The following is a 22,899-nucleotide window of genomic DNA, read 5'->3' as shown; positions in this document are numbered from 1 at the left end:
TTGAGGGTTCTGCGCAGTCACGAATCCGTGTTCACCGCGCGCTGCTGCCCCCCGCGTTTCTTCAGCAAGTAGATATCCATGATCCAGCCATGGTCGGCTCGGGCGCGGGCGCGTGTGTCAAGGATCCGCTGCGCGACCTGGTCCAAAGGGCCGCTGATCAGCAGTTCTTCTTTCATGCCCACATAGGCACCCCACCAGATGTCAAAATCCGCCATCTCAAGGGATTGGAATGAGCATTCCCCATCCAGCATGACAGCAACTTTTGAGGCCCCTTCAGGCCACCCTTCATCCCTGATACGTCGCCCGGTGGTCACGACATAGGGCGCGCCCAGATCGTTGATCGGGATTGCATGAGCCGCAGTCAGCGCCTGTAAGGCGGTGATGCCGGGGATCACCTTGGTATTGGGGCGAGGGTCCAGCCGTGCCGCGATGCGCAGTGAACTGTCATAAAGCGACGGGTCCCCCCAGATCAGCAATGCAACATGCTGCGCCTCAGGGTGAGTGTCCATCGCTTCCTGCCAACGCAGGGCAATGGCGTCGTGCCACTCGTCGACACCGCGCAGATAGCCATCATCCGCCCGGCGTTTGGGGATGTCGAAATAGGCGATCTGCGGCGGGGTTTCCGTGACCTGCGCAATGATATCTTCGCGCAGGCCCGCCAGATCAGCTTTGTTTTCACCCTTGCGCGGGATCAGGATCAGATCCGCAGCCCGGATTGCTTGCGCGCCTTGAAAGGTCACATGATCCGGGTTGCCGGTGCCGATGCCAATCAGGCTCAGGTCAATCATCTTCGCACTCCGCCAGTGGCCCGTAAAGGATCAGGGCCGGAGCTGTGCCGATCTCGGATTTCAGCTGTTCGGCCAGGGCACCGATGGTGGCGCGCGTCAGCTTCTGATCCGGGGTCGAAACCGATTCAGCCATCAGGGCGGGCGTATCCAAAGGCAGGCCGTGTGAATGCAGCGCTTCTGCCAGAAGCGGGAAAGTACGTTTACCCATGAATACGACAGTGGTGGCCTGAGAATCGGCCAAGGCTGTCAGGTTCAGGTCGTCCGGCAACGCGCCACTGGCGTCATGTCCCGTCACGAACTGCACCCGCCGTGCGGTCAGACGACGCGTCAGCGGGATGCCTGCAGCAGCTGCGGCAGCCACCGCAGACGGTACGCCGGGGATGATCTCGAATTCAATGCCCGCATCACGAAGGGCAACAAGCTCTTCTTCAAGCCGCCCGAACATGCCGCCATCGCCGGATTTCAGCCGCACGACATGTTGGCCGGTCCGGGCGTAGTCCACTAGCAACCGGCTGACATGGTCCTGTTTGGGCGAGGGGCGACCAGCCCGTTTGCCTACGCCCACAAGGTCGGCGTCTTCGCGCGCGTGGCTCAGAATCGGCCCGCTGCTGAGGTCATCGAACAAAATCGCATCGGCTTTTTTCATCCTGTCGACGGCCTTCAGCGTCAGCAGTTCCGGATCGCCGGGGCCCGAGCCGATGAAAGAGACAAATCCGCTCATTCAGATGCCTCCGCAATCAGGTGAAAGAACGTACCGGTGACATTGCCCCGAACAGAGCCGGTCTGAGGTCCTTCTGCGCCTTCGGCATCGAACACACGGGCCAGCGGCGCGTCAGGCTGATCCACGATCGAGGAATAGTGGAACTCGTGCCCGCGCAGCGCCGTATTCTGTGCAAATCCCGGCATCGGGGCCAAGAGTTCCGCTTTGCGATAGCCCAGGTTGAATTTGCGTTTTTGGTACGACGTCACCAGCCCCAGCAGGCCAGCCATTTCATGCTGCACGCCATCCTTGTCGATCAGCGCATGACCCAGCGCCATATACCCACCGCATTCGCCATGCACAGGCCTTGTTTCCGCGTGCTTGCGCAGACCAGCGAGGAACGTTTGGGCAGCAGCCAACGTCCCGGCATGCAGTTCCGGATAGCCGCCGGGCAGCCAGACCAGATCGGCATCCGCCGCCGGCGCTTCATCGGCCAGAGGCGAGAAGGGCAGGATCTCGGCCCCAGCTGCGCGCCAGCCTTCCAGCAAATGTGGATAGGTAAAGGAAAATGCCGCGTCCCGTGCCAGTGCAATCCGCTGGGCCGGAGGGCGCGGCAGCGCGTCTGACGATGGCCCAATGGGGCCTGAGGAAGCCGCCCGTTTGATCGCTTCCAAATCCACATGTTCGCGCAGAAATGTAGCATATCCCACAATGGCGCTTTCCAGATCCGGGTGTTCGACGGCCTGGATCAACCCCAGATGTCGCTCGGGGAGGGTCAGATCGCCTCGGCGCGGCAGCACGCCCAGAACCGGCAGGCCTGCACGTTCCATCCCCAGCCGGGTCAGGCGCTCGTGCCGGGGGCTGGCGCAGCGGTTCAGGATCACGCCGGCAAAGGGCAGATCGGGGTTGTATATCTTGAACCCCAGCGCTGTGGCTGCCGCAGATTGCGCCTGGCCGCCGACATCCAGCACTAGTACGACCGGCCAACCCATCCGTGCGGCAGTCTCGGCGCTTGACCCATGACCCAACTCGCCCGGCTTGGCCACGCCATCGAACAGGCCCATCGAGCCTTCGGCCACCACGATGTCAGCGCCTTCGGCCTGAGCTGAAATTGCGTTCAACAAAGGATCGCCCATTGCCCAACTGTCAAGATTGAACGAAGCCCGCCCAGCCGCTGCTCGGTGGAAGGCGGGGTCAATATAATCCGGTCCGCTCTTGAACGGTTGAACGGTCAGGCCATCCTCGGCCAGCGCTCGCAACAGGCCCAGCATGACCGTTGTCTTGCCCGTGCCCGAGGACGGTGCGGAGATCAGAAGGCCCGGAGGGTTAATCATCACCATGGCTCCAGCTCGACCAGGGGCTCTCGGCACTTTGTGGACGATAGCGGCGGTCGTAATCTTTCGAATAAAGGCAGCTTTCGTCAAAGCCTTCGCCCGCCAGGGCCGGACCGACCATGATCAACGCAGTCCGCGAGATGCTGTCATCCAGCGCCTCTTTGAGCGTTCCCAGCGTCGCGCGGATGATCCGTTCATCCGGCCAGCTTGCGCGATAGACCACGGCGACCGGACAGTCGGCCCCATAGGCCGGGGTCAGATCGGCAATGACCTTGTCCAGATTGCCGATGGACAGATGAATGGCAAGTGTCGCCCCTGTGCGTGCGAAATTCTCCAACGTCTCGCCTTCAGGCATGGAAGATGCACGGCCCGGCGTCCGCGTCAGAACCACGGATTGCGCCAGCCCGGGCAGAGTAAGCTCGGTTCCCAAAGCCGCCGCAGCCGCCGCAAAGGACGGAACGCCCGGAGTTACGCTGACCGGGATGCCCATTTCCTTGAGGCGGCGGATCTGTTCCCCCATCGCCGACCAGACCGACAGGTCGCCGGAATGCAGACGGGCCACGTCCTGGCCGGCCTGATGTGCGGCCTCGATCTCGGCCATGATCTGATCCAGATCCATTGGCGCGGTGTTCACGATCCTTGCGCCTTCGGGGCAGTGGCCGAGGATTTCTTCAGGAACCAGGGAACCCGCATAAAGGCAAACGGGGCAGGATGCGATGATGTCGCGCCCGCGCAGTGTCAACAGGTCGGCGGCGCCCGGTCCGGCGCCGATGAAATGAACGGTCATGTCTGTCCTCCGATGGCAATGGCGCAGGTCGCCAGCCGGTCGTCTGAAATCTGTCTGGGTGAAAGCAGCCGCGCGCCCGGGCCAAAAAGCTTTCCGGCGGCGGCCAATGCGGATGCTTCGGCCACGCTCCCGGTGCCATAGGTGGCGCGGCTGCGGGTCGAGCAGGTGAGAGTGCGTTGATCGGCCAGGTCGGCGGCGGCAACGAAATGCAGAGGAAGGGACAGTTCTTCGGCAAAGGTCGTCAGGGCGGAATGACCTTCCTTGTCGGCAACGGTTGCCAGGGCGGCGACATCGTGGTTTGCGGCCGCCGTGACAAATACGGCGCGCAAGCTGTCAACCGTGGCGGCGGACGAGAATCCCAAACCGGCAACGATCATAGCGTCACGCTCCACTGCACCACCGGATAGGCGGATTTCCAGCCGCGCCGCGGTCCAAGCGGCGCCGACTGCGCGAGTTCGATCCGCAGAAGCTCTCCGCCCAGTTTCTCATGCCACTGGGCCAATGTGGCCTCGCTTTCCAAAGTCACGGCATTGGCAACCAGGCGGGTTCCGGAAGGCAGGTTCTGGTGCAGCCAGTGCAGCAGGTCTGGATCAAGCCCCCCTCCGATGAACACCACGTCGGGCAGTTCCAACCCATCCAGTGCAGCGGGCGCGGTGCCATGGATGACGTTCAGCCGATCCTGACCCAGTGCATCGGCATTCCGACGAATGCGCTCAGCCCTGTCAGCACGGGGTTCAATGCTGGTTGCGGTCAGGGTCAAATCGCACATCAGCCATTCGATGCTGATCGAGCCGGTGCCCCCTCCGATATCCCACAGGTGCTCGCCCCTTTGCGGAGCAAGCGCCGAGAGTGTCAGCGCGCGGATCGGGCGTTTGGTGATCTGCCCGTCCGTCTCGAAGATGTGGTCCGGTTTGCCAGACGCCTTGGAAAGGGCAGGTCCTGCACCGGAAACCTCCAGACCGACGCAGACCGGATGGTCGAACGTACCCAACAGCGCCTCGGTCAGCGTGACTGTTCGGGTGTCTTCGAGCGGACCGCCAAGCGCCTGCATCACATGCAGGGCCGAGTCGGCAAAGCCTGTCTCGGTCAGATACCGTGCCAGTTCCGCCACGGACTTTCCGTCACGCAGCAACAAGATCGCGTGCGCTCCCGGCGCCAGATGAGGACGCAAACGGGTCAGCGGCGCGGCGTGCAGGCCGAAGGTCAATGTGCTTTCCAAAGGCCAGCCGAGCCGGGCAGCGGCCAGCGAGAAGGTGGATTGGCCGGGCAGGGCGGTCCATTCACCGGCATCGAAATTGCGCGCAATGACCGAACCCGCGCCAAACCAGAACGGATCGCCCGAGGCCAGAACAACCGTCTGCCGGCCACGCAATCCCTTCAGGATCGGCAGCCCTTCCGAGAACGGCACAGGCCACTCGACACGTTCCGCCCCTGTTTCGGGCAGCAATGACAGGTGGCGCGGCGGCCCCATGATCACTTCGGCCCGGTCCAGCACTTGACGGCTGGTTGGCGACAGGCCATCAAACCCATCTTCGCCCAGTCCCAGAACGGTCAGCCATGGAGATTCAGACATGACAACCCTCCTGATCCTTGGCGGCACGACCGAGGCCAACGCGCTGGCCAAAGCTGTTTCGCAACAAGGGATTGCGGCTGTGTATTCCTACGCTGGACGGGTGGAAAACCCGCGTCCGCAGCCCTTGCCGGTAAGGGTTGGCGGTTTCGGCGGTCCGGAAGGTCTGGCCGCCTATATCCATGAGAGCGCCATCACCCATGTCGTGGACGCGACCCATCCATTTGCGGCCCGGATGAGCCGGAACGCGACCGAGGCATGCGCCGCGACGCGGACGCCATTGGCCGCGTTGACTCGCGCGGCCTGGGTGTCGCAGCCCGGCGATGTCTGGCGTCACGTGCCCGACATGGCTGCCGCCGTGGACGCATTGTCCGGCGATGCTCAGCGTGTCTTCCTTGCCGTTGGCCGCATGCATCTTGAAGATTTTTCGACCCGACCTCAACACAGTTATCTGCTGCGCCTTGTGGATGAGCCCGACACTTTGCCCTTGCCGAATGCAGAGGTGGTCGTCGCCCGAGGGCCGTTTACCGAAGCCGACGACCGGGCGTTGATGCAGCGCCATGGGACGCAGCTGGTCGTGTCCAAGAACGCAGGCGGCACGGGCGCGCGCGCCAAGCTGGACGCGGCGCGGGCGCTGGGCCTTCCCGTCCTGATGATCGACCGCCCGGTTCTGCCGAAGCGGACCGAGTTTTCGCAGGTCGCACAGGTTCTGGACTGGCTGTCTCATCCCTGATCCTCATCAGGGGTGAAGCGAGGGGTGTAAACGATGGGTGCGCCATCGCGCTCGATGACGCGCGTTCGGGATGACCCCACGATCACCACGGTCTGCATATCCGCCATGTCGGGCGTGGCTTCGGCCAGTGTCGAAATGCGCATCTCTTCATCGGCCCGCGATACAGCGCGGGCGAACAGGATCAGACGTTCGGGCTCACATTCTTCGCGCAGGATTTCCAGCGTCTTTACAAAGCCTTCCGGGCGGGACTTCGAGCGCGGATTGTAAAAGGCCATCGAGAAATCCGCCTGTGCAGCAAGGCGCAGGCGTTTTTCGATCAATGACCATGGTTTGAGGTTGTCGCTGAGGTTGATGGCGCAGAAATCATGCCCCATCGGGGCGCCCGCGCGCGCGGATGCAGCCAACATCGCCGTGATCCCCGGCAGCACATCGATCTGAAGGCCACGCCATTCCGCAGGGCCGTTTTCCAGTGCTTCGAAAACGGCCGCCGCCATGGCAAACACGCCGGGATCGCCCGAGGATACAACGACCACCCGTTTGCCATCGGCAGCCATTTGCAGCGCATGTTGCGAGCGGTCGATTTCGACCCGGTTGTCACTGGCATGCAGTGTAAGGCCGGGGCGTTCGGCAATACGCGCCACATATGGGATGTAGCCCACAACATCGGTGGCTTCGGCCAGCGCGGCTGTTACTTCTGGTGTAACAAGCGCCTCGTCACCCGGCCCCAGACCGGCAATCTTGACCCAGCCGCTCATGGTCGCCGTCCCTGACCGTGCACGACGATGATCGAGAAATACGGGGTGATCTTCTCGCAGGCTTCGGACAGCTTTGTCACCGTCTGGTTCGGCATCTGCGCATATTCCACGATCCACGCCCGGTCATACAGGCCAGCGGTCTTCAGAGCGCGCTTCACCTTGTCGATGTTGCGTCCGATTTTCATCACGACCAACGCATCGGTCAGAGCCATGCGTTCCGCCAGCGTGTCCTCGGGCAGGGTGCCAACCAGCACGGTCAGCACATCATCACCCCAGGTGATCGGGTCTCCGGTCGCGGTCCAGGCTCCGGACATGCCGGTAATGGCGGGTACAACTTCAACCGGCGCGTCTTGGCGCAGTCGGCTGTAAAGATGCATGAACGAGCCATAGAAGAAGGGATCGCCCTCGCACAGAACAACCACGTCCTCACCCCGTTCTGACAGGGCCTTGAGATGCCTTGTGCAGTCTTCGTAGAATGCTGCCAGCAATTCGTTGTACCGCGGGTCTGTCACTGGGATCTCGGTGGTTACGGGATATTCCATCGGAAACTCGACCGCGCCTTCGGGGATCATCCCGTTAACGATCTTGCGCGCCTGACCACTGCGACCGGGTTTGCGGAAATACGCTACATGCTTTGCATTGCGCAGCAGGCGATCAGCCCGGACGCTCATCAAATCCGGATCGCCGGGGCCAAGGCCCACACCGTATATGGTGCCCATCTTCATTCTGCCCGGCTTGCGATGGCGTTGATGGCCGCCACCGTGATGGCGCTGCCGCCCAGACGACCTTTGACGATGCAGGATGGCACCGGTTGCGCCTGCCACAGCGCATCCTTGGATTCCACCGCGCCGACAAAGCCAACCGGGCAGCCGATGATCGCGGCAGGGCGCGGGCAATCCGGGTCTTCCAGCATGTTCAGCAAATGGAACAGTGCGGTGGGCGCATTGCCGATGGCGACCAGCGCACCCTCCAGATGCGGCCGCCACAGCTCCAGCGCAGCGGCGGAACGGGTGTTGCTCATCTCGGCGGCCAGCGGGCGTACGCGTTCATCATGCAGGGTACAGATCACTTGGTTGTCGGCGGGCAGGCGGAAACGGGTGACACCTTCGCTGACCATGCGCGCATCACACAGGATCGGTGCGCCATTTTCCAAAGCAGTGCGGGCCGTCTGCACGAAGCCGGGCGAGAAATGCACGAACTCTTCCAGCCCGACCATGCCCGCGGCGTGGATCATGCGAACGGCAACCTGCTCTTCATCGGCATCAAAACGGGCCAGATCAGCCTCGGACCGGATGGTGGCAAAGCTTTCCTTGTAGATCGCCGCGCCATCGGTTTCGTATGTATAGGGCATCAGGTGAAGTCCATAGTCATGAGTGTTTCCGGGTCGAGTCCGCGTTGGCTGGGCTCATCCCCTGCGCGGCCCTGTTTGACAAGATCAAATCGTCCGTTTGCGCCCACCAATGTGATGTCGGCAGGACCCATGCGAGCGCATCCCTTGCTACAGCCCGAAACATGGAGGCGTCCGGACACCCGCACAGCCAACGCCCGGGCGATGTCGCGCGTCTCGGCCTGCGCCTGCGGGCAGAACGGCGCGCCGGGGCAGGCGTCGGTGGTCATCAACGGATCGGTTCCATCGTCGACAAAGGCCGGGGCAGGTATCGCCGCCCCGCCTTCCAGCAGGATCAGCCGCCACGGGGTGACGCGCAGGGCGCAAGCGCCGCTGTCCTCGATCAGGTCATACAGCTTGCGCGCAGGCAGCGACCCAAAAGCCGCGCCGTACAGGGCACCCAGTTCACAGCGGCCCGGTTGAAGCTTTGCGCCAACAGAACCGGGCGCACATCCCTGCCATTCCTGCGGCAGGGCGTCGATGACACGCGCCATGCGGCGTGTTTCGGGCGTGTAGGTTTCGGCAAACCACATTGCCAGCGCGATCACGTGGTCAATGGCGTCGGTCTCGGTCACGCTCCGCCCGGTTTCGCAGCCATCGGCGCGCAGGATCAGGCCGCCTGCTCCGGTTTCCAGACGAATATCAGCCGAATCCGCCGCCAGCAGACGTTCGCGGCCGGTGTCGATTGCAAAGCCGAACTTTGCCGGCAGGGCCGGCAGCTCCGCAAGCCGATCAATCAGTTCATGGGTCAGTCGAGCAGTCAAATGGCCCGCCTGATAGAGCGGCGTAACCAGAATATTGCGGCGTATTTCGATACCGGGTTCCGCATCCAGCAGGTTCAGCGCGGCAAGCTCTTTGAGAAGAGGCTGATGGTCTTCCTCTTCCACGCCCCGCAATTGCAGATTGGCGCGATTGGTCAAATCGATCGAGCCGTTGCCAAAGCGGTCCGCCAGATCGCACAGTCCCAGTGCCTGATCGGCCTCCAGACGCGCCAGCCGGGGCCTGACCCTGACGACCAGACCGTCACCGGACATCATCGGACGATGGGCGCCCGGGCACCAGCCCTGAACAATTGGTGCACTCATCTCAATCCCTCCAGATCAGCCCGGATAGAGTTCCGGCGCGTGTTCCAAAGCCCGGCCTCAAGCAGCGCGCGGAACCGGTCCTGCATGGCCTGGCGCGCCTTGGGATTGGCCTCTTGCAGGAACGCGTCGACCTCTTCGTTGCCCAGAGTGGCATCGTGGTAGAGGTCAAAAAGATGTGGTGCGACCGTGCCAGACAGATGCGCGAAAGAAGCCATATGATCCAGCGTTGCCGCGATTTCAGCCGCCCCCCGGAAACCATGGCGTTGCATCCCGGCGATCCAGCCGGGGTTGGCGGCACGGGCGTGGACGACTCGGCTGATTTCTTCGCGCAAAGTACGGGCACGCGGATTTTCGGGGTTGGTATTGTCCAGATGGTAAAGCTGCGCGGTTCCGCCGGCGATCTTCTTGGCGGCGGCAAAACCCGCCTCGTGTGTGGCATAATCGTTGGCCAGAAGAAGATCGGTTTCGGTCAGGTCCTGCAAGTGGACAAAGCTGTCCGCATTTGCAACGCGTTGGGTGATGCCGTCCTTGTCCTGCGAGATGTGTTCGCCTTCCAATGCAAAAGAGCTGGCCTCAAGCCACGCTTCACCGGCCTGCGCACGGGCCTCGTCGGTATACACTTCGGAAAGTTCGGTCATATTGACGCCATAGCTTCCGGGCGCAGGTCCATAGACCCGCGCTGCCGGCTCCTGCCCGGCATAGGGGTTCCAATCCCTTGCCTCATCGCGCGCGGCCAATGCGCGAACCGCTTGGCCAAACAAGGCGGACAGCGTCGGGAAAACATCCCGGAACAGGCCCGAAACCCGCAGGGTCACGTCCAGGCGCGGGCGGCTCAGGTCGGTAATCGGCAGAACCTCGATGCCGGAAACCCTCTCGGACCCTTTGTCCCACACGGGTTTGACGCCCAGCAGGTGCAGGGCCATGGCGAATTCCTCGCCCGCCGTGCGCATGGTGGCTGACCCCCACAGATCGACGATCAGCCCCTTCGGGTAATCGCCTTCTTCCTGAAGATGGCGCCGCACCAGTTCTTCGGCCAGTTTCACACCCTGAGCATAGGCCGCACGGGTCGGAACCGACCGCGGATCGGTGGTGTAAAGGTTCCGCCCGGTGGGCAGAACATCTGACCGGCCACGATAGGGGGACCCTGAAGGCCCGGCATCAATCCGCTTGCCTTCGAGTGCTTTGATCAGCGCGTCGCGTTCGGCGTGGGCCGAAGGAGCCGGATCGAAACTGCCCGTCACTTCGGGCACACGCCCGAAGATGTGCAGCCCGTCGCCAAACTGGCTTTCCTTGATGTCACAGACAAAGCGGTCGATGCGGGTGATGGCCTCGGCGGTGCAGGTTGCCTGATCGAGGCCGAGATCGCTTTCCAGCCCTATCGCCTGCGCCTCATCTCGGATATCTTCCTGCAAGCGGTCGCGGCGTTTGGGGTCAAGCCCGTCGGCGTTGGAAAACTCATCCAGCAGCGATTCAAGCCGCACCATCCGATCCGGCGTGCCGCTTTCCTTCATCGGGGGCGGGATGTGGCCCAGCGTGACGGCTCCGATCCGGCGCTTGGCTTGCGCGGCCTCGCCCGGGTCGTTCACGATAAACGGGTAGATCACCGGCAGATCGCCGATCAGCGCCTCGGGCCAACAATCGGCAGACAAGGCGACCGATTTTCCGGGCAACCATTCCAGCGTTCCATGCGCGCCGATATGGATCAGCGCATCGGCACCCAACCCTTTGCGCAGCCACAGATAGAAGGCGACATAACCGTGGCGCGGGGTGCGCGAGAGGTCATGATAGTCGTCATCCCGCAACTCGGGCGTGCCGCGTTCGGGTTGCAGCGCGACCAGCGCCTTGCCGCGCCGAAGCGCGTTGAAATGGAAGGCCCCATTGGCACAGGCCGGATCATCTTCGGGCGCGCCCCAAACGGTGGGCAGATCAGCGCGCAGGGTCTCGGGCAATTCCGCAAGCGCATCCTGATAATCCCCGAGCGACCACGAAATCCGTGCGTCCAGAAGAGTGTCGGCAATCGGCTCGCCTGTCGCGATGTCATAGCCTTCTTCGTCAAGATCGGACAGCATCGCCTCGGCCGAGGCCAGCGCGTCGAGGCCAACCGCATGGGCCATCTGCCAGTCTTTGCCGGGATAGGTGGACAGGACCAACGCAGGAATCTGATCTGCCTTGGGTTTGTCGTTCAATGCAAGCCAGCCCGATACACGGTCGATGATCGCTTCGATCCGGTCCGGTTCGGGCCGATGTGCAAAGCGCGCGTATTCCAGATGCGGATCGCGTTTGCCGGGTTCCTTGAAAGACGCGATTCCCGCCGAGATCCGTCCATCCACCTCGGGCAGTACCACATGCATGGCAAGATCGGCCGGGGACAATCCGCGTTCCGCCTCGGCCCAGGCTTTGCGGCGGGAGGTGGCGAGAGCGACCTGAAACACCGGCACGCCTGCCGCGTCCAGAGGCGACGTTCCCGACGCGCCTTTTCCTGAAAACGAAGTGGCGTTGACAATGGCCGATGGGTTCAGCGCAACAACATGTTCCCGCAACCAGTCGGCGGCCACAGGCGCCTTGAGAGACGGGGCAAACAGGCCCACCGCCTGGAATCCACGGGCGCGCAGGCTGCGGATCAGGACGGCGATCGGGGCGGTGTCTGCCGAGGTCAGGTAAGCGCGGTAAAAGGTGACGAGGATTCGTTTGGCCTTGCTTTCGAATGCGGTTTCCACCGGGATTACGCCGCGATCCGGACACCACGTACCACATTCGGGCAAGGTCTTGGCGCCCATCACCGGACCGGCATAAAGCCCCGCCGCCAAAGCCATCTGTGCCAGCGCCGCCTGTGCCGCGACCTCGCCGCCGGTATCGCACAGATGCGCCAGACGTCGCAGGGTCGAGACCGGCAGGGTGGAATAGTCATCCAGCCGCGTATCCTCGCGCCCGTCAGCGGGCAGCACCGCCAGCGCGATGCCCTTGGCCTGCGCCAGCGCCAGAACCTGCTGCAACCCATAAGGCCAGTAGGGGACGCCGCCGATCAGCCGGATCAGAATGCCCTTGGCGCCCTCCAGCGTCTGCTCGACATAGGTATCGACCGACAACGGGTGTTTCAACGCCGTCAAATTCGCCAGCCGCAGGGTCGGCATTCGCCCTTCCGGTCCGCCGCCGCGATGCCAGCCAGCCGCGAAAGCCCCCAGATCGCTGTCCGAAAAGGACAGCACCACCAGATCCGCCGGGCTCTGGCCCAGATCGGTTGGGGTCTCGGTTTCCTCGAGCCCGTGGCTTTCGCGGAAGACGACGTGCATGTGTCTTACTCGGCAGCCTCACGCACACCCACGAGGATTTCGCGGATTTCCGCCTCTTTGATATCGTCATGCTCGGCGATGACGACCAGACGCGAACGACGGTCTTCACCGGGTTCCCACGGGCGGTCATACTGGTGACGCACGCGGGCACCTACCGCCTGAACCAGCAGGCGCATGGGTTTGCCCTGAACGGCGGCATACCCTTTGACGCGCAGGATGTTCAGTTCATTGGCGAGGCGTTCGATATTGGCGACCAGTTGGGTCGGATCGGTCTGCTCGGGCAGCTCGACGATGATGCTTTCGAAATCGTCATGCTCGTGATCGTGATGGCCGTCGTGATGCGAGGGGCGGGCGTCCATGTCATCCTCGGCGGCGGCTTCCAGACCCAGCACAACGCGCACGTCCACGGCACCTTCGGCCACTTCGACGACGGGCAGGGGGCGCGGCGCCTCGGCGGCGATGATCTCGCGCGCTTTGGCCACGCCTTCGGGGCCGGCGAGGTCGGGCTTGGTCAGCAGGATGATGTCGGCGCACGAGATCTGATCCTCGAACACCTCGGACAGGGGCGTTTCGTGGTCGATCGAGTCATCGGCCATGCGCTGGGCGTCCACCGCTTCGACATTGGGCGCGAAACGGCCTGCGGCCACAGCCTCGGCATCGGCCAAGGCGATCACGCCGTCGACGGTGATCTTCGAGCGGATGTCAGGCCAGTCGAATGCCTTGAGCAGCGGTTTCGGCAGGGCCAGACCGCTGGTTTCGATCAGGATATGATCCGGGCGCGGCTCCAACGCCATCAGGGCCTCGATGGTGGGAATGAAATCATCTGCCACGGTGCAGCAGATGCAGCCATTGGCCAGTTCCATGATGTTTTCCGCCGGGCAATCAGGAATGGCGCAGGATTTCAGGATGTCGCCATCGACGCCTACATCGCCGAACTCGTTGACCACGACAGCAAGGCGCTTGCCCTGTGGGTTCTGCATCAGGTGACGCACCAAAGTGGTCTTGCCCGAGCCCAGAAAGCCGGTGATCACTGTGACGGGGAGTTTTTCGAGGTTCGACATGTCAGGCTCCAATCGGGGGAATGCGCGAGGCACAGTTCTTGCGAAAATGTTCGGGGCGTTCGCGCCATTTCACCAAACCATCTTCCGTGGCCAGATACTTGGTCGCGCCGTCGACGATGACGTCGACATGATCTGTTTCGTTCAGGTTTTCATACACGAAGGTCCAGCGGCCCGGCCCGCGCAACACGATCGAACAGCCTTGATCACAGTTTGACAGGCATTCAACGGCTTTCAGGGTGACACCGTCGGGCAGGTCTGCCTGTTCCAGGGCCTTGTGCAACAAAGCGCCCGGGCGTTGCGCATCATCTTCGACAGGCAGGCCGCGACGGCAGGTGGTACAGACCAGCAACTCGACTGGTGCGGTCTCGGTCATGTCTCTCATCCCCCCAAATCCTCTTCGCGGGGGACGGGGTTTCATGCGGGCCACGATTGGTCATGGACCCGACACCGGAACACCCCGCCCGGTTTCAACTTCGGTTGTTGGCAGGTCTCCCGGCTTGCGGATGCCAGAGGCGGGCCTCTGTCGGATGTCCCGCCTTCCCGGCTTTCGGGCCAGTGGCATTGGGCATCCTCTCCGTTCACGGTCGCGGGGGCGGCTGCGTTTGGCGGCAAGACCGTTGACGCATTCCCTTTTCATCGGCTCTCACCGACACCAACGAAAGGGACATGCGGCACCGCTGGCCTGCTTGTCAAGCGAGTCGCGCGCAACAATGATGCAGAGGCATGGAAAGCGACCTGTGGGCGTCGATGGGCGGCATGGTGTGCCGGGCTCCAGCCCGAGATGGGCCGGGCGACGAACGGTATCTCAGCAAGGGGCGTAGACTATAGTGAACGGGTGCCTAGACTGAACCTTTCCAGATGATGGGAAAAGACCACCGAACACCCCGGACCCTCTTGCGCTAATAGATGACGTTTATCATGAGCAGCGAGACGACCAGAAACAGCGCTGTCATTATTCCGCCGGAGCGGACGAAATCCATCACCTTGTATCCGGCCGGACCCATGATCAACGCGTTTACCTGATGGGTTGGGATGATGAAGCTGTTCGAGGTCGATATGGCGACCGTCAGGGCAAAGACGGCCGGGTTTCCACCCGCCGCCACCGCAATCGATACCGCCAGAGGCACCAGCAGAACTGTGGCCCCCACATTGGACATGACCAAAGAAAAGGCCGTCGCCAGAATGGCGATGCCGGTTTGCAACGACCAGAGCGGCCAGCCGTCCAGAATTATCATGATCTGCTGGGCGATCCACGCGGCCGTGCCTGTGTTCTGCACGGCTTGTCCCAAAGGTATAAGGCAAGCGAGCAGGAATACGGTGTTCCATCCGACCGCGCGGTACGCCTCGTCCACGCTGAGCACACGGGTCAGCATCATGCCCACCGCGCCGGTAAGAAGACAGAGTGAAAGCCGGACGTCCGTGAACAGGATCAACGACAGCGAAATGGCGAAGAATGCCAGGGCCCAGCCGACTTTTTGCGGCCTCAACTCGTCCTGAGGAAAGTCCGTCGTCACAACGACGAAATCCGGATCTCGTTTGATCCGCATCAGGTTGTCCCATCTGGTATGCGCCACAAGCATGTCGCCCGCCTGAAACTTTTCGAGCCCGATCTGAGTGGATTCGTGATCCTCGGTCTCGACATGGCTCAGCGTCTCTTCGCCGCGGTGAATGGCCAGCAGCGACATCCCGTAGGTCTTGCGAAACAAAAGCTCGCGGGGGCATTTGCCGATCAGCTTGCTGTCGGGCGTGATGACCACCTCGGCCACGCCTGCATTGGTTGGGGCGAACTCTTCGACGAAAATGTCCAAATCCGGAAGAACGGTCAGCCCGTATTTCTCGGCGAACTTCTCGACCTCCCAACGGCGGCCGACGATGGCCAGCCGACACGGCGCTGCAATTTCCGCTGTCAAAACCTGAACCATCGAGGTTTTGCCGCGATAGAAGGTGGAAATGATGTACAGGTGGTTTTCGTGGTTGATGTCGGCCAGAATCTCGCCGACCAAAGGGCTGTCCTCGGGCACCACGACTTCGAACACATCGGCTTTGAGGCCATAGACCCTTTGCAGGTATTCCTGTGTCCCTTGTCCGGTACCCGTATTGTCAGGCCCTTCAGCCTCGGGCAAAACCCAACGTCCCAACAGCAGAAAGTAACCAATTCCCGTCAGGATCAGAACCGCACCGATCGGCGTGACCGAGAACAGGCCGAAGGGCTCCATTTTCTGAGAGGCCGGCAGACTGTCATTTGCCGTCAGGATCAGATCGTTCAGCAGGATAAGAGGAGACGACCCCACCATCGTCATGGTGCCGCCCAAAATGGCGCAGAATCCCATCGGCATGAGCAGGCGCGACAGTGGTATGCCCGACCGTGTGGAAATTCGGCTGACAACCGGCAGAAACAGAGCAGCGGCGCCGACATTCTGCATGAACGAGGATATGACGCCAACGGTGCCGGAAATGATTGGTACAACCCTGCCTTCGGATTTGCCGCCGTATTTGAGGATGACGGCAGCCACCTTGTTCATGATCCCCGTCTTGTCCAGACCGGCCCCGACGATCATGACCGCAATGATCGAGATGACGGCATTGGATGCGAAGCCGTCGAACAGAAGGGTGACATCCGCCAGATTTCCCAGCCCGGGCGCGTAGCTGAGCAAGCCTATGAGAACCAGAACCAATATGGCGGAAAGGTCGATCCTTATGATCTCGGAAACGAACAGAAAAACGGTGAAAGCCAGCAGGGTGCAAACGACCCCCATCTCGAAGGTAAAGGCAATGTGTTCCACAATACGTCCAGAACTTTTTCTTTGTTAGAGTCCTAGTTCATCCTTCCCGAGTTGTCATGAAGTTTCGTTTTTCGGCGATGGTGAGACATAATATTGCTCAAGGGCTGTTGTTTGAGCAATGCTTTCGGGAACCCCGTTTGACGAACACGTCAGAAAGAAGGATTGGACAAATTGCATGAGGCAGCCTGCACGTTTCGAGCGGGTGCGATGCCGTTCCAACCAAGTCGAAGCAGCACAGGTAATGGCAGGTCAATTCCAGCCATGGAAGACAGACAATCCGACAGCTTTGTTTGCGGCACCATTCTGCCGCTGCCTGAACCGCTTAAAGGGCCTGCTTGGCCGTCCCTGATCGCAATCTGACTACAAGAATGGTATACATCTGAAAGGGCCGGAACAATGGTTCAGGTCACCAATTCTGAACATTTCGAGATGAAGATGCCAAGGAAGTACGGCGAGGTGTTGCCTGAACGCAAGCTGGCGGCATATGCCAAGAATGCTCGCAGTCGGATGGAACAGAACCAGATCGCAACACGAAAAATCCAATAGTTGGTTGGATATTGAACCTCGAGGAGGGAAAAAGTACCGCAAGTCATTGGAGGTACTGGAGGCGAGTACCGGAATCGAACCGGTGTACACGGATTTGCAATCCGCCAGTGAGGTCTGTTTTTCAACGGTTTTACTGTAAACGGACCCCGTTTGTTCACGACGAGAAATCAACGACTTACAAGGAAACGGTAAACGGTTTCCGGGCGGATGCAACATGAAAAGGCTCCGTCCATTCAAAGATGTTCAGCTCCAGTGGTTACGGTTGTTGTTGCTCGATTCAGAGCTCAGTCCGCGCGCATTCCAGTTTGCGACTTATTTGGCGGTTTGGCGCTGCAACAAGGAAGCAGGACCGAACGAAGGGAAGGCTTGGCCGTCTCATTCGCAGGTATGCGAAGACCTTGGCCTAAAAAGCGAAAAGACCATCCAGCGCTTGATTAAAGAACTCGACGGCAAGTGGTTCGATATTAAGCGCGGGAATGGTCTCAGGCATTCGACAGAATACGTCCCTACCAAAGCAACGCATCTCGCAGCTCAAGAACTACGCGAACAAGAAGAGGAAAAAAAGCCGGACAATATTGTCCGCCTTCCAACCGCCAAAGGCGGACATTCTTGTCCGAAAACCCGGACAAATCTGACCTCAGAGCCCGGACAGAAATGTCCGCCAAAAAAAGAGCAAGAAAAAACAAAAGAAAAAGGCGCTTGCGCGCCGGATTTGCCTGATCAGGGGCAATCCGGCCCGCCGCGACAGTGCCCGGTACGCACGCTCGTTGTCGTCAGAGCTGACGATGCTGAGAAGACTGTGGCCTGGGATCAGTGGTTGAGCGACAACGGCTTTCCCCCGCTTCACGGTTTGTCGATCCACGGTAGTGATGGGAGTGATCACGGCTACCTAATGCCGCGCCGATGGGTGCCCACCAACAATGAAGATCAATCAATGGTCCGAGGATACATCCGGTGGTCGTTAGCGCACCAGTATGGGTGGCCAACGCCTGGTGATCCCGAGAGGCGGCGTGGTCAGCACAATCACAATTCTAGGCCGCAACTGATTCAGGGAGCCGGATTATGAACACCAATCAAATTAAGGGCTGTTCGTTCGCGTTTCCTGAAGGTTTGAAAGTCCCCGCAGCGGCCAAATCTCATCCAGAATTGGTAACGGAGTTGAACTTTGGCGAGGAACTGACAGAAAACAATTGGCTTTCTGAGCTATGGCAAGGAAAGACCGTAGCTGAACTGGGCTGCAGCTTGGGGCTTAGAGCCGCATATCTTGCGCCATGCACGCGTCAGATTTTCTGCACTGATCCAGATGCGAGGCGTTTGAGCCTAGCACGTGAGACGTTTCGGCTAAATCAACGCAGAAATGTGGTGGTGGTCGATGAAATCGCCAATGAAATCTCGACTGATGTGCTGTTCATTGACACCCGTCGCTGTAGCGACGGATCCCTGCCAGAATTCAAAGCACAAGCGCCACTCTTGATCGTTGCCGGGCCACTTCCTCGAAGCACTGCATCGAGAGTGTTGGAAGCAGGCTACGAACACCTCCCCCAATACCATCGAGCAGCGGTGTTTGAAGCACCACGGAGGCACCATGGAGTTCAGTGATCTCTTCAATCTTTCAGATAACGATTATGCGGTGGATCTTCTGACGCGTGTTTTTGGTGGCGTGGTGGAATTTGTGTCCGGTGAAGGTGGGTCTTTGACAGATGTAACGCTGCTCACAGACTTGATTTCGATCTTCAATACGGCGTGCCTTTTGCTTGCTCTGATCGTCGGCAGCTATACGACTTACGTGCTTGTCTTCGACACCGCCGCCGATGGCAAAACCTTCGGCAACCAGTCGGACACAAAGTACACTATCGTTCGCATTCTTGTGGGGGCAATCGCGTTCGTTCCCATCCAAGGCGGGCTGACAGTGGCGCAGCTCGCTCTGATCTGGCTGAGCGTTCAAGGATCGGCCCTGGGCGACGTGGCGTGGCGTACTGTTGCTGATGGTGCGCTGCGGGACGAGCCTGTCCTCGCTGCAAGTGCGCCGCTTTCGGAAACCGACTACCTGATCAACCAGCAGTTCGCGAATACGCTTTATGCGCTTGCCCACGGCGAACTTTGCCAACGCCAAATGGATCGTCTTGCGGTCCTTGCACAAAGGCCAGCAGGGACGACTCAGCGCGTTGTAGATGCTGGCAGTTATGGCGTTGCGCGGACAGGTTTTCTGGGCATAAACTCGACTGAATACACGCACTTGGAACGTCAGATCTATTACTCAGATGAGGGCGGGTCTTATGGCCGCGCCGACAATCTCTGCGCCAGCGTTTCGCACCAGGTCGAGTACATTGCAACTGCCGATGGCGAAAGCAGTGCCGACTTCGCAACGCGAGTTGGTTCAGGTGTTCTGCTCAATCGATACCAAGCAGCTGACGGTGCCATCACCGGCAATCTGCTGCCTGTGGCATCCCAGATCGCAGATTTGATTTTCGCCGGAGAGCGCGACCGAGACGCCATCCAAACCTTGATGGATGACGCAGTTTCGAACGCTTTTGCCAACTACATGGCCGGCATCACATCTGGAGGCTTGTCGAACACCGAGTACGAGGCGCTTCACGCCGATCTGCTAGATGAAGTGGACACTCTCGGCTGGCCGTTCGCGTTGAGCTGGCATCGCGGCATTACCATGGCTGCTTACACATCCACTGGAACCGCAGCCGAGCTTCAGATTTACACCAATTTCGACAATGGCATTAACGACTACTTTGGCGGGCTGTTGTCGCGAATGACAGGCTCCGTCGATGCCGCCATGTTCCAGAAGGTTAACGATGACTTCGGATACCTTGAGCAATTCGAAGGCTTCGTGACCGAGCTGGGCACCTATGAACCCGGTGCGACTGCAACAGTGATTGACGCTGGGAATAGCGAAACCAGCGGGTGGTTCTATCGTCTGTACCAAGTTTTACTTGAAGTCTTCACAGTCACAGATGGCGGCGACACCGCGACCTACCTTGATCCGATGGCGGACGTGATCACGGTAGGCAAACAGATCTCGGCCGTGGGCGGCACTATGATTGCCGCCGGTGCTGTTGCGGATGGTGTTTCGATGTTTGGGGGGCTTGCAAAGGGTCTCGGATATGTCGCCGAGTATCTGCTTTACCCAGTCGGGTGGGCGCTGCTGATCTTCGGTTTCGTCTTGATCGCGATCATTCCGGCGATCCCGCTCGTGTATTTCTTCGCCGCCGTTCTGTCCTGGCTGCTGACGGTCATTGAAATTCTGTTCGCAGCACCTCTGGCAGTTCTCGCATATTTTGCGCCCGCCCGAGACGGAACATTGATTGGCCCGGCGGCAGGCATTTTGACCTCGATCCTTGGAGCGGCTCTGAGACCACTGTTCATTATCCTGGGTTTCATTGCCAGCCTGATCATCATGCGGATCGGGATGGATTTCCTGTTCCTGCTGTTCTCGGGCTTCCTGGGTTTCATGACGGCGGGTGGGTCCTGGTTCACTGTGATCATTCTGGTGGGCCTGGTCTGTATGTACGTTCTGGTGACGCTCTACCTGGTCATTGTGGCGTCCAGCCTGATTACAGAGCTCGGTGATCGTGTGCTTTCCCTCGCCGGGATGCTCACAGAAAGAGCCAACACCATGAACCTTGAATCCAACGTGGTTGGTACCGCCGCACCCACACGGATCATCAGTAATCAAGCAGCTGCCGTGGGCCGCGTGACCAAGGCCGGAGGCGGCCAAGGTGCGCAGCGCCTCCTCAAAGGTCCAAAATCGAAAGGAAACCGACAATGATAAGGACGGTCATTATTATGTTGGCATTGTTGGCTCTGGCCGGATGCAAAGCTGACAGCCCAACTGCTGCAGATATTGAGCAAGGCTATTTGAACGGGATCGAGGCCGACAAAGCTGCCGCACTGGCTCAGTATGGGTCAATCGAAGACATGCCTACTGGCTTGCAGCTCTCGTTGAAGATGCGGGCCAGGAACGTGGAGCTGACTTCATGTGAGGAGCATCCAACCAATATTGGTTATTTGTGCATCTACAATTTCGACCTGCTCCGCGATGATGGCTTTGTGGTGCAGGCAGGCATCAAGGATATTCGCGGGCATGTCTTCAAAGGTGATGCCGGTTGGCTTGTCGAGGAGGTCGCGCAATGACCACGTTTCTCGATAACCTGCTGTTCGATATGGCAACCACGTTCTTTCGCCCGTTCACCACAATGAAGAGGGGATGGCTCGAGCGGCTTGGTCGGCGGTATCTCGGTGCAGCTTGGGCGCTCGTCCTGTCTTTGCTGACTTGGGGTTTTCTGCTGAGCTATGCCGTAGATGGTATTCTAGGCAGCAACGTTGGTATCGAATTCTATCTTGCTTCAACCATCATCATCCTTTGGTCCATCACAACCAGCTATGTGGCGCTGTTGGTCCTGGCGATGTTCGTTATTTCGGCGTTCCGTAGGCCCGCAAGCTGACGTTGAGGATGTTGGACTGGTTTGATGTCCTCAATACACGCCCTCAAGACAACGGCAAATTTCATTGGTCAACCATGGCAAAACTCATCTGGATATCGCCCACCATGAGGCAGGAGGAAGAAGGATTTTGCGCCGCCTTGTGGGCGGCTGGCAAAGATCGAAACGATCTGCGCAGGCGGAGCCGGAGTGGGTTCGAAGGGATACCCTCGACCGCTCTTTTTGAAGACGCCACAGGCGGGATGAAAAAAGGGTAAGCGGGTTACTCTTTTTTGAAAAAGAGTAACCGAAACGGAGCGATCATTATGGGGAAGTCGGGTGCGGCAAGAGTAAAGTCCGGTGATCTGGCATATGCGACCGCGATGCAAAGCCACGAAGAACGTCTGGATTATGCGGGAGCTAAACGGCGAGTGCGAGACGTGCCGCCGCTAATCTATTCTCCGTATGCCGCACTTGAGGCACCCGATCCGGACCGGGAAACTCGAGCAAACCGGTCTCGGAAAGATCGTCTCCTTTGCATTGATCGTTTCATTCGCCCGAGGCCAGCTGATACCAACTTCACCATTTGGGATGCGCTCCAATCCCACATAGCAGGAGCGCGCAAGAGCAAGGCCGCCAAGAAAGAGTTTCTTCACGCGTTTCTTCAATACCCAACTGACCTGGAGTTGGACGCAAAGTGGGAGCGAATAATGCTTCGACAAGCGGTGGAATTCATCAACCTGACCTACGGTGGGAATGCAGTGTTCCACGCGCGCCTTGATCGTGATGAAGTTGGTCGGCATGGCGTCGATGTCTTTTTCGCGCCACGCTATGAAAAACACACGAAAGCGGGTGTCACACAATGGGTCAGCTTGTCAAAGTTCAGCAAGGAGAATGCCCGGAGACGGTACCAAAAGCGAGAAAAACGCAAACGAGATAGCAAAACAGGCGATATGGTTACCGTGTTGGACAAGTCTGGCAAACCAGTGATGATCTGGAACGACAGCGGTAAGTTTCAAGGGCGCGCTTTGCAGGACGCCTGGCACGAACATCTTCAGGACAGCGCCCACATCAAGTGGGCTGAGCGAGGCAAAAGAAAGCGAGGCAATGACCCTGACTGCCTCTCGCCCGAGGAATACGCGGCACAGCAGGAAGCACAAAAACTCCGAGCTGAGGTTGATCGCCAACTTGATGATGAGAAATTAGACCAGTTCGGAGACACCACTCTTCAGAAAACAGCATCTAAGCTAATCGAGAAGGCAGGCGAACGTGCATCAAACGAGGCGATCTTGGCGTCTAAGCACATCGAAGAGGTTGCGCGGAGAGATGCCGAGGCGATGATGGATCGCGTTTTTGAAGGCGCGAAGGCGGATGCCGATGCCATAACCCACGCCTTGCTTTCCGATGACGCACGAAAATTTGTCGAGTTAAAAAAAGAGAATGAGAGTTTGAGGGCAGAGGTCATTCGGCAGAGCCAGATAATTCAATTGATTTCGAGAGTTCTGAGGTCTGTTTTGCCGCCTAAGTTTCGAAATTTAGTAAAAAGTGCTTATGAGGCTGGCCGATTGGAGCAGAAAAGGGTTAGTTCAGAAGTGCCTTTGTTTTCCGAAGACGGACCACCCATCTAGTCTGGGGATTCCAAAGGTG

At 59.7% G+C, this 22,899-nt stretch carries 21 protein-coding genes and 1 riboswitch; of the genes, 7 read left to right on the top strand and 14 right to left on the bottom strand.

The features are described from left to right. Window positions 1-17: 17 nt before the first annotated feature. The 6 genes from cobF to cbiE are packed head-to-tail and all read right to left on the bottom strand — an operon-like array spanning window position 18 to window position 5,182. Window positions 18-788, bottom strand: coding sequence for a precorrin-6A synthase (deacetylating) (cobF, locus tag GOW56_RS16995; protein ID WP_171206615.1), 771 nt, complete (start codon window positions 786-788; stop codon window positions 18-20). After that, window positions 781-1,509 (bottom strand): uroporphyrinogen-III C-methyltransferase, encoded by a 729-nt coding sequence (cobA, locus tag GOW56_RS16990; RefSeq protein ID WP_171206614.1) that lies wholly within the window; start codon window positions 1,507-1,509, stop codon window positions 781-783. The genes cobF and cobA overlap by 8 nt, the downstream gene beginning before the upstream one ends. Continuing rightward, the gene (locus GOW56_RS16985) at window positions 1,506-2,828 is read right to left on the bottom strand and encodes a cobyrinate a,c-diamide synthase (RefSeq protein ID WP_171206613.1); all 1,323 of its coding nucleotides are present in this window, start codon (window positions 2,826-2,828) and stop codon (window positions 1,506-1,508) included. The genes cobA and GOW56_RS16985 overlap by 4 nt, the downstream gene beginning before the upstream one ends. Continuing rightward, entirely contained in the window at window positions 2,815-3,609 is a 795-nt protein-coding gene (gene cobM, locus GOW56_RS16980; protein ID WP_171206612.1) for a precorrin-4 C(11)-methyltransferase, read from the bottom strand. Before cobM ends, GOW56_RS16985 begins: the two co-directional genes overlap by 14 nt. Continuing rightward, complete coding sequence (locus tag GOW56_RS16975) at window positions 3,606-3,986, bottom strand: cobalamin biosynthesis protein (RefSeq protein ID WP_171206641.1); 381 nt, start codon at window positions 3,984-3,986, stop codon at window positions 3,606-3,608. The genes cobM and GOW56_RS16975 overlap by 4 nt, the downstream gene beginning before the upstream one ends. Next, on the bottom strand, window positions 3,983-5,182 hold the full coding sequence (cbiE, locus tag GOW56_RS16970) for a precorrin-6y C5,15-methyltransferase (decarboxylating) subunit CbiE (protein WP_171206611.1): 1,200 nt from the start codon (window positions 5,180-5,182) through the stop codon (window positions 3,983-3,985). Before cbiE ends, GOW56_RS16975 begins: the two co-directional genes overlap by 4 nt. Between cbiE and GOW56_RS16965 the strand changes: the two genes are divergently transcribed. Further along, a complete protein-coding gene (locus tag GOW56_RS16965; RefSeq protein WP_171206610.1) occupies window positions 5,181-5,912 on the top strand; it encodes a cobalt-precorrin-6A reductase in 732 nt (243 codons plus the stop codon). The genes cbiE and GOW56_RS16965 overlap by 2 nt on opposite strands. On the opposite strand, the gene cobJ is transcribed toward GOW56_RS16965, so the two are convergent. The 8 genes from cobJ to GOW56_RS16925 all read right to left on the bottom strand — a co-directional run bounded on the left by cobJ (window position 5,903) and on the right by GOW56_RS16925 (window position 16,246). Beyond that, entirely contained in the window at window positions 5,903-6,667 is a 765-nt protein-coding gene (cobJ, locus tag GOW56_RS16960) for a precorrin-3B C(17)-methyltransferase (protein ID WP_152457458.1), read from the bottom strand. The genes GOW56_RS16965 and cobJ overlap by 10 nt on opposite strands. Continuing rightward, window positions 6,664-7,392 carry a precorrin-2 C(20)-methyltransferase gene (locus GOW56_RS16955; protein WP_171206609.1) on the bottom strand — a complete coding sequence of 243 codons (729 nt, stop codon included), beginning with the start codon at window positions 7,390-7,392 and terminating at the stop codon, window positions 6,664-6,666. The genes cobJ and GOW56_RS16955 overlap by 4 nt, the downstream gene beginning before the upstream one ends. Continuing rightward, entirely contained in the window at window positions 7,389-8,018 is a 630-nt protein-coding gene (locus tag GOW56_RS16950) for a precorrin-8X methylmutase (RefSeq protein ID WP_152457460.1), read from the bottom strand. Before GOW56_RS16950 ends, GOW56_RS16955 begins: the two co-directional genes overlap by 4 nt. Continuing rightward, entirely contained in the window at window positions 8,018-9,139 is a 1,122-nt protein-coding gene (locus GOW56_RS16945; protein ID WP_171206608.1) for a cobalamin biosynthesis protein CobG, read from the bottom strand. The genes GOW56_RS16950 and GOW56_RS16945 overlap by 1 nt, the downstream gene beginning before the upstream one ends. Beyond that, the gene (gene cobN, locus GOW56_RS16940; RefSeq protein ID WP_171206607.1) at window positions 9,136-12,429 is read right to left on the bottom strand and encodes a cobaltochelatase subunit CobN; all 3,294 of its coding nucleotides are present in this window, start codon (window positions 12,427-12,429) and stop codon (window positions 9,136-9,138) included. Before cobN ends, GOW56_RS16945 begins: the two co-directional genes overlap by 4 nt. A gap of 5 nt (window positions 12,430-12,434) precedes the next feature. Next, window positions 12,435-13,490, bottom strand: a complete 1,056-nt coding sequence (gene cobW / locus GOW56_RS16935) for a cobalamin biosynthesis protein CobW (protein ID WP_171206606.1) — start codon at window positions 13,488-13,490, stop codon at window positions 12,435-12,437. 1 nt (window position 13,491) lies between these two features. Then, complete coding sequence (locus GOW56_RS16930; protein WP_152457464.1) at window positions 13,492-13,863, bottom strand: DUF1636 domain-containing protein; 372 nt, start codon at window positions 13,861-13,863, stop codon at window positions 13,492-13,494. A 91-nt stretch (window positions 13,864-13,954) separates the two neighbouring features. Next, window positions 13,955-14,162: riboswitch (cobalamin riboswitch) on the bottom strand. A gap of 227 nt (window positions 14,163-14,389) precedes the next feature. After that, entirely contained in the window at window positions 14,390-16,246 is a 1,857-nt protein-coding gene (locus GOW56_RS16925) for an SLC13 family permease (protein ID WP_171170677.1), read from the bottom strand. 787 nt (window positions 16,247-17,033) lie between these two features. Here GOW56_RS16925 and GOW56_RS16920 point away from each other — a divergent pair. The 6 genes from GOW56_RS16920 (at window position 17,034) to GOW56_RS16900 (ending at window position 22,880) form a co-directional block, all read left to right on the top strand. Continuing rightward, complete coding sequence (locus GOW56_RS16920) at window positions 17,034-17,885, top strand: helix-turn-helix domain-containing protein (protein ID WP_171206605.1); 852 nt, start codon at window positions 17,034-17,036, stop codon at window positions 17,883-17,885. After that, complete coding sequence (locus tag GOW56_RS21860) at window positions 17,882-18,418, top strand: hypothetical protein (RefSeq protein WP_254447247.1); 537 nt, start codon at window positions 17,882-17,884, stop codon at window positions 18,416-18,418. Before GOW56_RS16920 ends, GOW56_RS21860 begins: the two co-directional genes overlap by 4 nt. Then, complete coding sequence (locus GOW56_RS16915) at window positions 18,405-20,600, top strand: DotA/TraY family protein (protein ID WP_254447250.1); 2,196 nt, start codon at window positions 18,405-18,407, stop codon at window positions 20,598-20,600. Before GOW56_RS21860 ends, GOW56_RS16915 begins: the two co-directional genes overlap by 14 nt. Continuing rightward, window positions 20,597-20,965: a hypothetical protein gene (locus GOW56_RS16910; RefSeq protein WP_171206603.1), complete on the top strand. Its 369-nt coding sequence runs from the start codon at window positions 20,597-20,599 to the stop codon at window positions 20,963-20,965. The genes GOW56_RS16915 and GOW56_RS16910 overlap by 4 nt, the downstream gene beginning before the upstream one ends. Next, the gene (locus GOW56_RS16905; protein ID WP_171206602.1) at window positions 20,962-21,276 is read left to right on the top strand and encodes a hypothetical protein; all 315 of its coding nucleotides are present in this window, start codon (window positions 20,962-20,964) and stop codon (window positions 21,274-21,276) included. Before GOW56_RS16910 ends, GOW56_RS16905 begins: the two co-directional genes overlap by 4 nt. A 302-nt stretch (window positions 21,277-21,578) precedes the next feature. After that, window positions 21,579-22,880: a hypothetical protein gene (locus tag GOW56_RS16900; RefSeq protein ID WP_171206601.1), complete on the top strand. Its 1,302-nt coding sequence runs from the start codon at window positions 21,579-21,581 to the stop codon at window positions 22,878-22,880. Window positions 22,881-22,899: the final 19 nt, after the last annotated feature.

The sequence above is a fragment of the Ruegeria sp. HKCCA0235A genome, assembly GCF_013033235.1.
Taxonomy (GTDB): domain Bacteria; phylum Pseudomonadota; class Alphaproteobacteria; order Rhodobacterales; family Rhodobacteraceae; genus Ruegeria.
Note: the sequence above shows the minus strand (reverse complement) of the source record. Positions and strands in the feature narration are given on the sequence as shown.

Coding starts and splice junctions, on each gene's coding strand:
- GOW56_RS16950 (WP_152457460.1), bottom strand. CDS start 8,018: ATGCCCTATACATACGAAACCGATGGCGCGGCGATCTACAAGGAAAGC.
- GOW56_RS16910 (WP_171206603.1), top strand. CDS start 20,597: ATGATAAGGACGGTCATTATTATGTTGGCATTGTTGGCTCTGGCCGGA.
- GOW56_RS16985 (WP_171206613.1), bottom strand. CDS start 2,828: ATGGTGATGATTAACCCTCCGGGCCTTCTGATCTCCGCACCGTCCTCG.
- cobA (WP_171206614.1), bottom strand. CDS start 1,509: ATGAGCGGATTTGTCTCTTTCATCGGCTCGGGCCCCGGCGATCCGGAA.
- cobM (WP_171206612.1), bottom strand. CDS start 3,609: ATGACCGTTCATTTCATCGGCGCCGGACCGGGCGCCGCCGACCTGTTG.
- GOW56_RS16965 (WP_171206610.1), top strand. CDS start 5,181: ATGACAACCCTCCTGATCCTTGGCGGCACGACCGAGGCCAACGCGCTG.
- cobJ (WP_152457458.1), bottom strand. CDS start 6,667: ATGAGCGGCTGGGTCAAGATTGCCGGTCTGGGGCCGGGTGACGAGGCG.
- cbiE (WP_171206611.1), bottom strand. CDS start 5,182: ATGTCTGAATCTCCATGGCTGACCGTTCTGGGACTGGGCGAAGATGGG.
- GOW56_RS16925 (WP_171170677.1), bottom strand. CDS start 16,246: ATGGGGGTCGTTTGCACCCTGCTGGCTTTCACCGTTTTTCTGTTCGTT.
- GOW56_RS16945 (WP_171206608.1), bottom strand. CDS start 9,139: ATGAGTGCACCAATTGTTCAGGGCTGGTGCCCGGGCGCCCATCGTCCG.
- GOW56_RS16905 (WP_171206602.1), top strand. CDS start 20,962: ATGACCACGTTTCTCGATAACCTGCTGTTCGATATGGCAACCACGTTC.
- GOW56_RS16915 (WP_254447250.1), top strand. CDS start 18,405: ATGGAGTTCAGTGATCTCTTCAATCTTTCAGATAACGATTATGCGGTG.
- GOW56_RS16930 (WP_152457464.1), bottom strand. CDS start 13,863: ATGACCGAGACCGCACCAGTCGAGTTGCTGGTCTGTACCACCTGCCGT.
- cobF (WP_171206615.1), bottom strand. CDS start 788: ATGATTGACCTGAGCCTGATTGGCATCGGCACCGGCAACCCGGATCAT.
- GOW56_RS16975 (WP_171206641.1), bottom strand. CDS start 3,986: ATGATCGTTGCCGGTTTGGGATTCTCGTCCGCCGCCACGGTTGACAGC.
- cobW (WP_171206606.1), bottom strand. CDS start 13,490: ATGTCGAACCTCGAAAAACTCCCCGTCACAGTGATCACCGGCTTTCTG.
- GOW56_RS21860 (WP_254447247.1), top strand. CDS start 17,882: ATGAACACCAATCAAATTAAGGGCTGTTCGTTCGCGTTTCCTGAAGGT.
- cobN (WP_171206607.1), bottom strand. CDS start 12,429: ATGCACGTCGTCTTCCGCGAAAGCCACGGGCTCGAGGAAACCGAGACC.
- GOW56_RS16900 (WP_171206601.1), top strand. CDS start 21,579: ATGGGGAAGTCGGGTGCGGCAAGAGTAAAGTCCGGTGATCTGGCATAT.
- GOW56_RS16955 (WP_171206609.1), bottom strand. CDS start 7,392: ATGAAGATGGGCACCATATACGGTGTGGGCCTTGGCCCCGGCGATCCG.
- GOW56_RS16920 (WP_171206605.1), top strand. CDS start 17,034: ATGAAAAGGCTCCGTCCATTCAAAGATGTTCAGCTCCAGTGGTTACGG.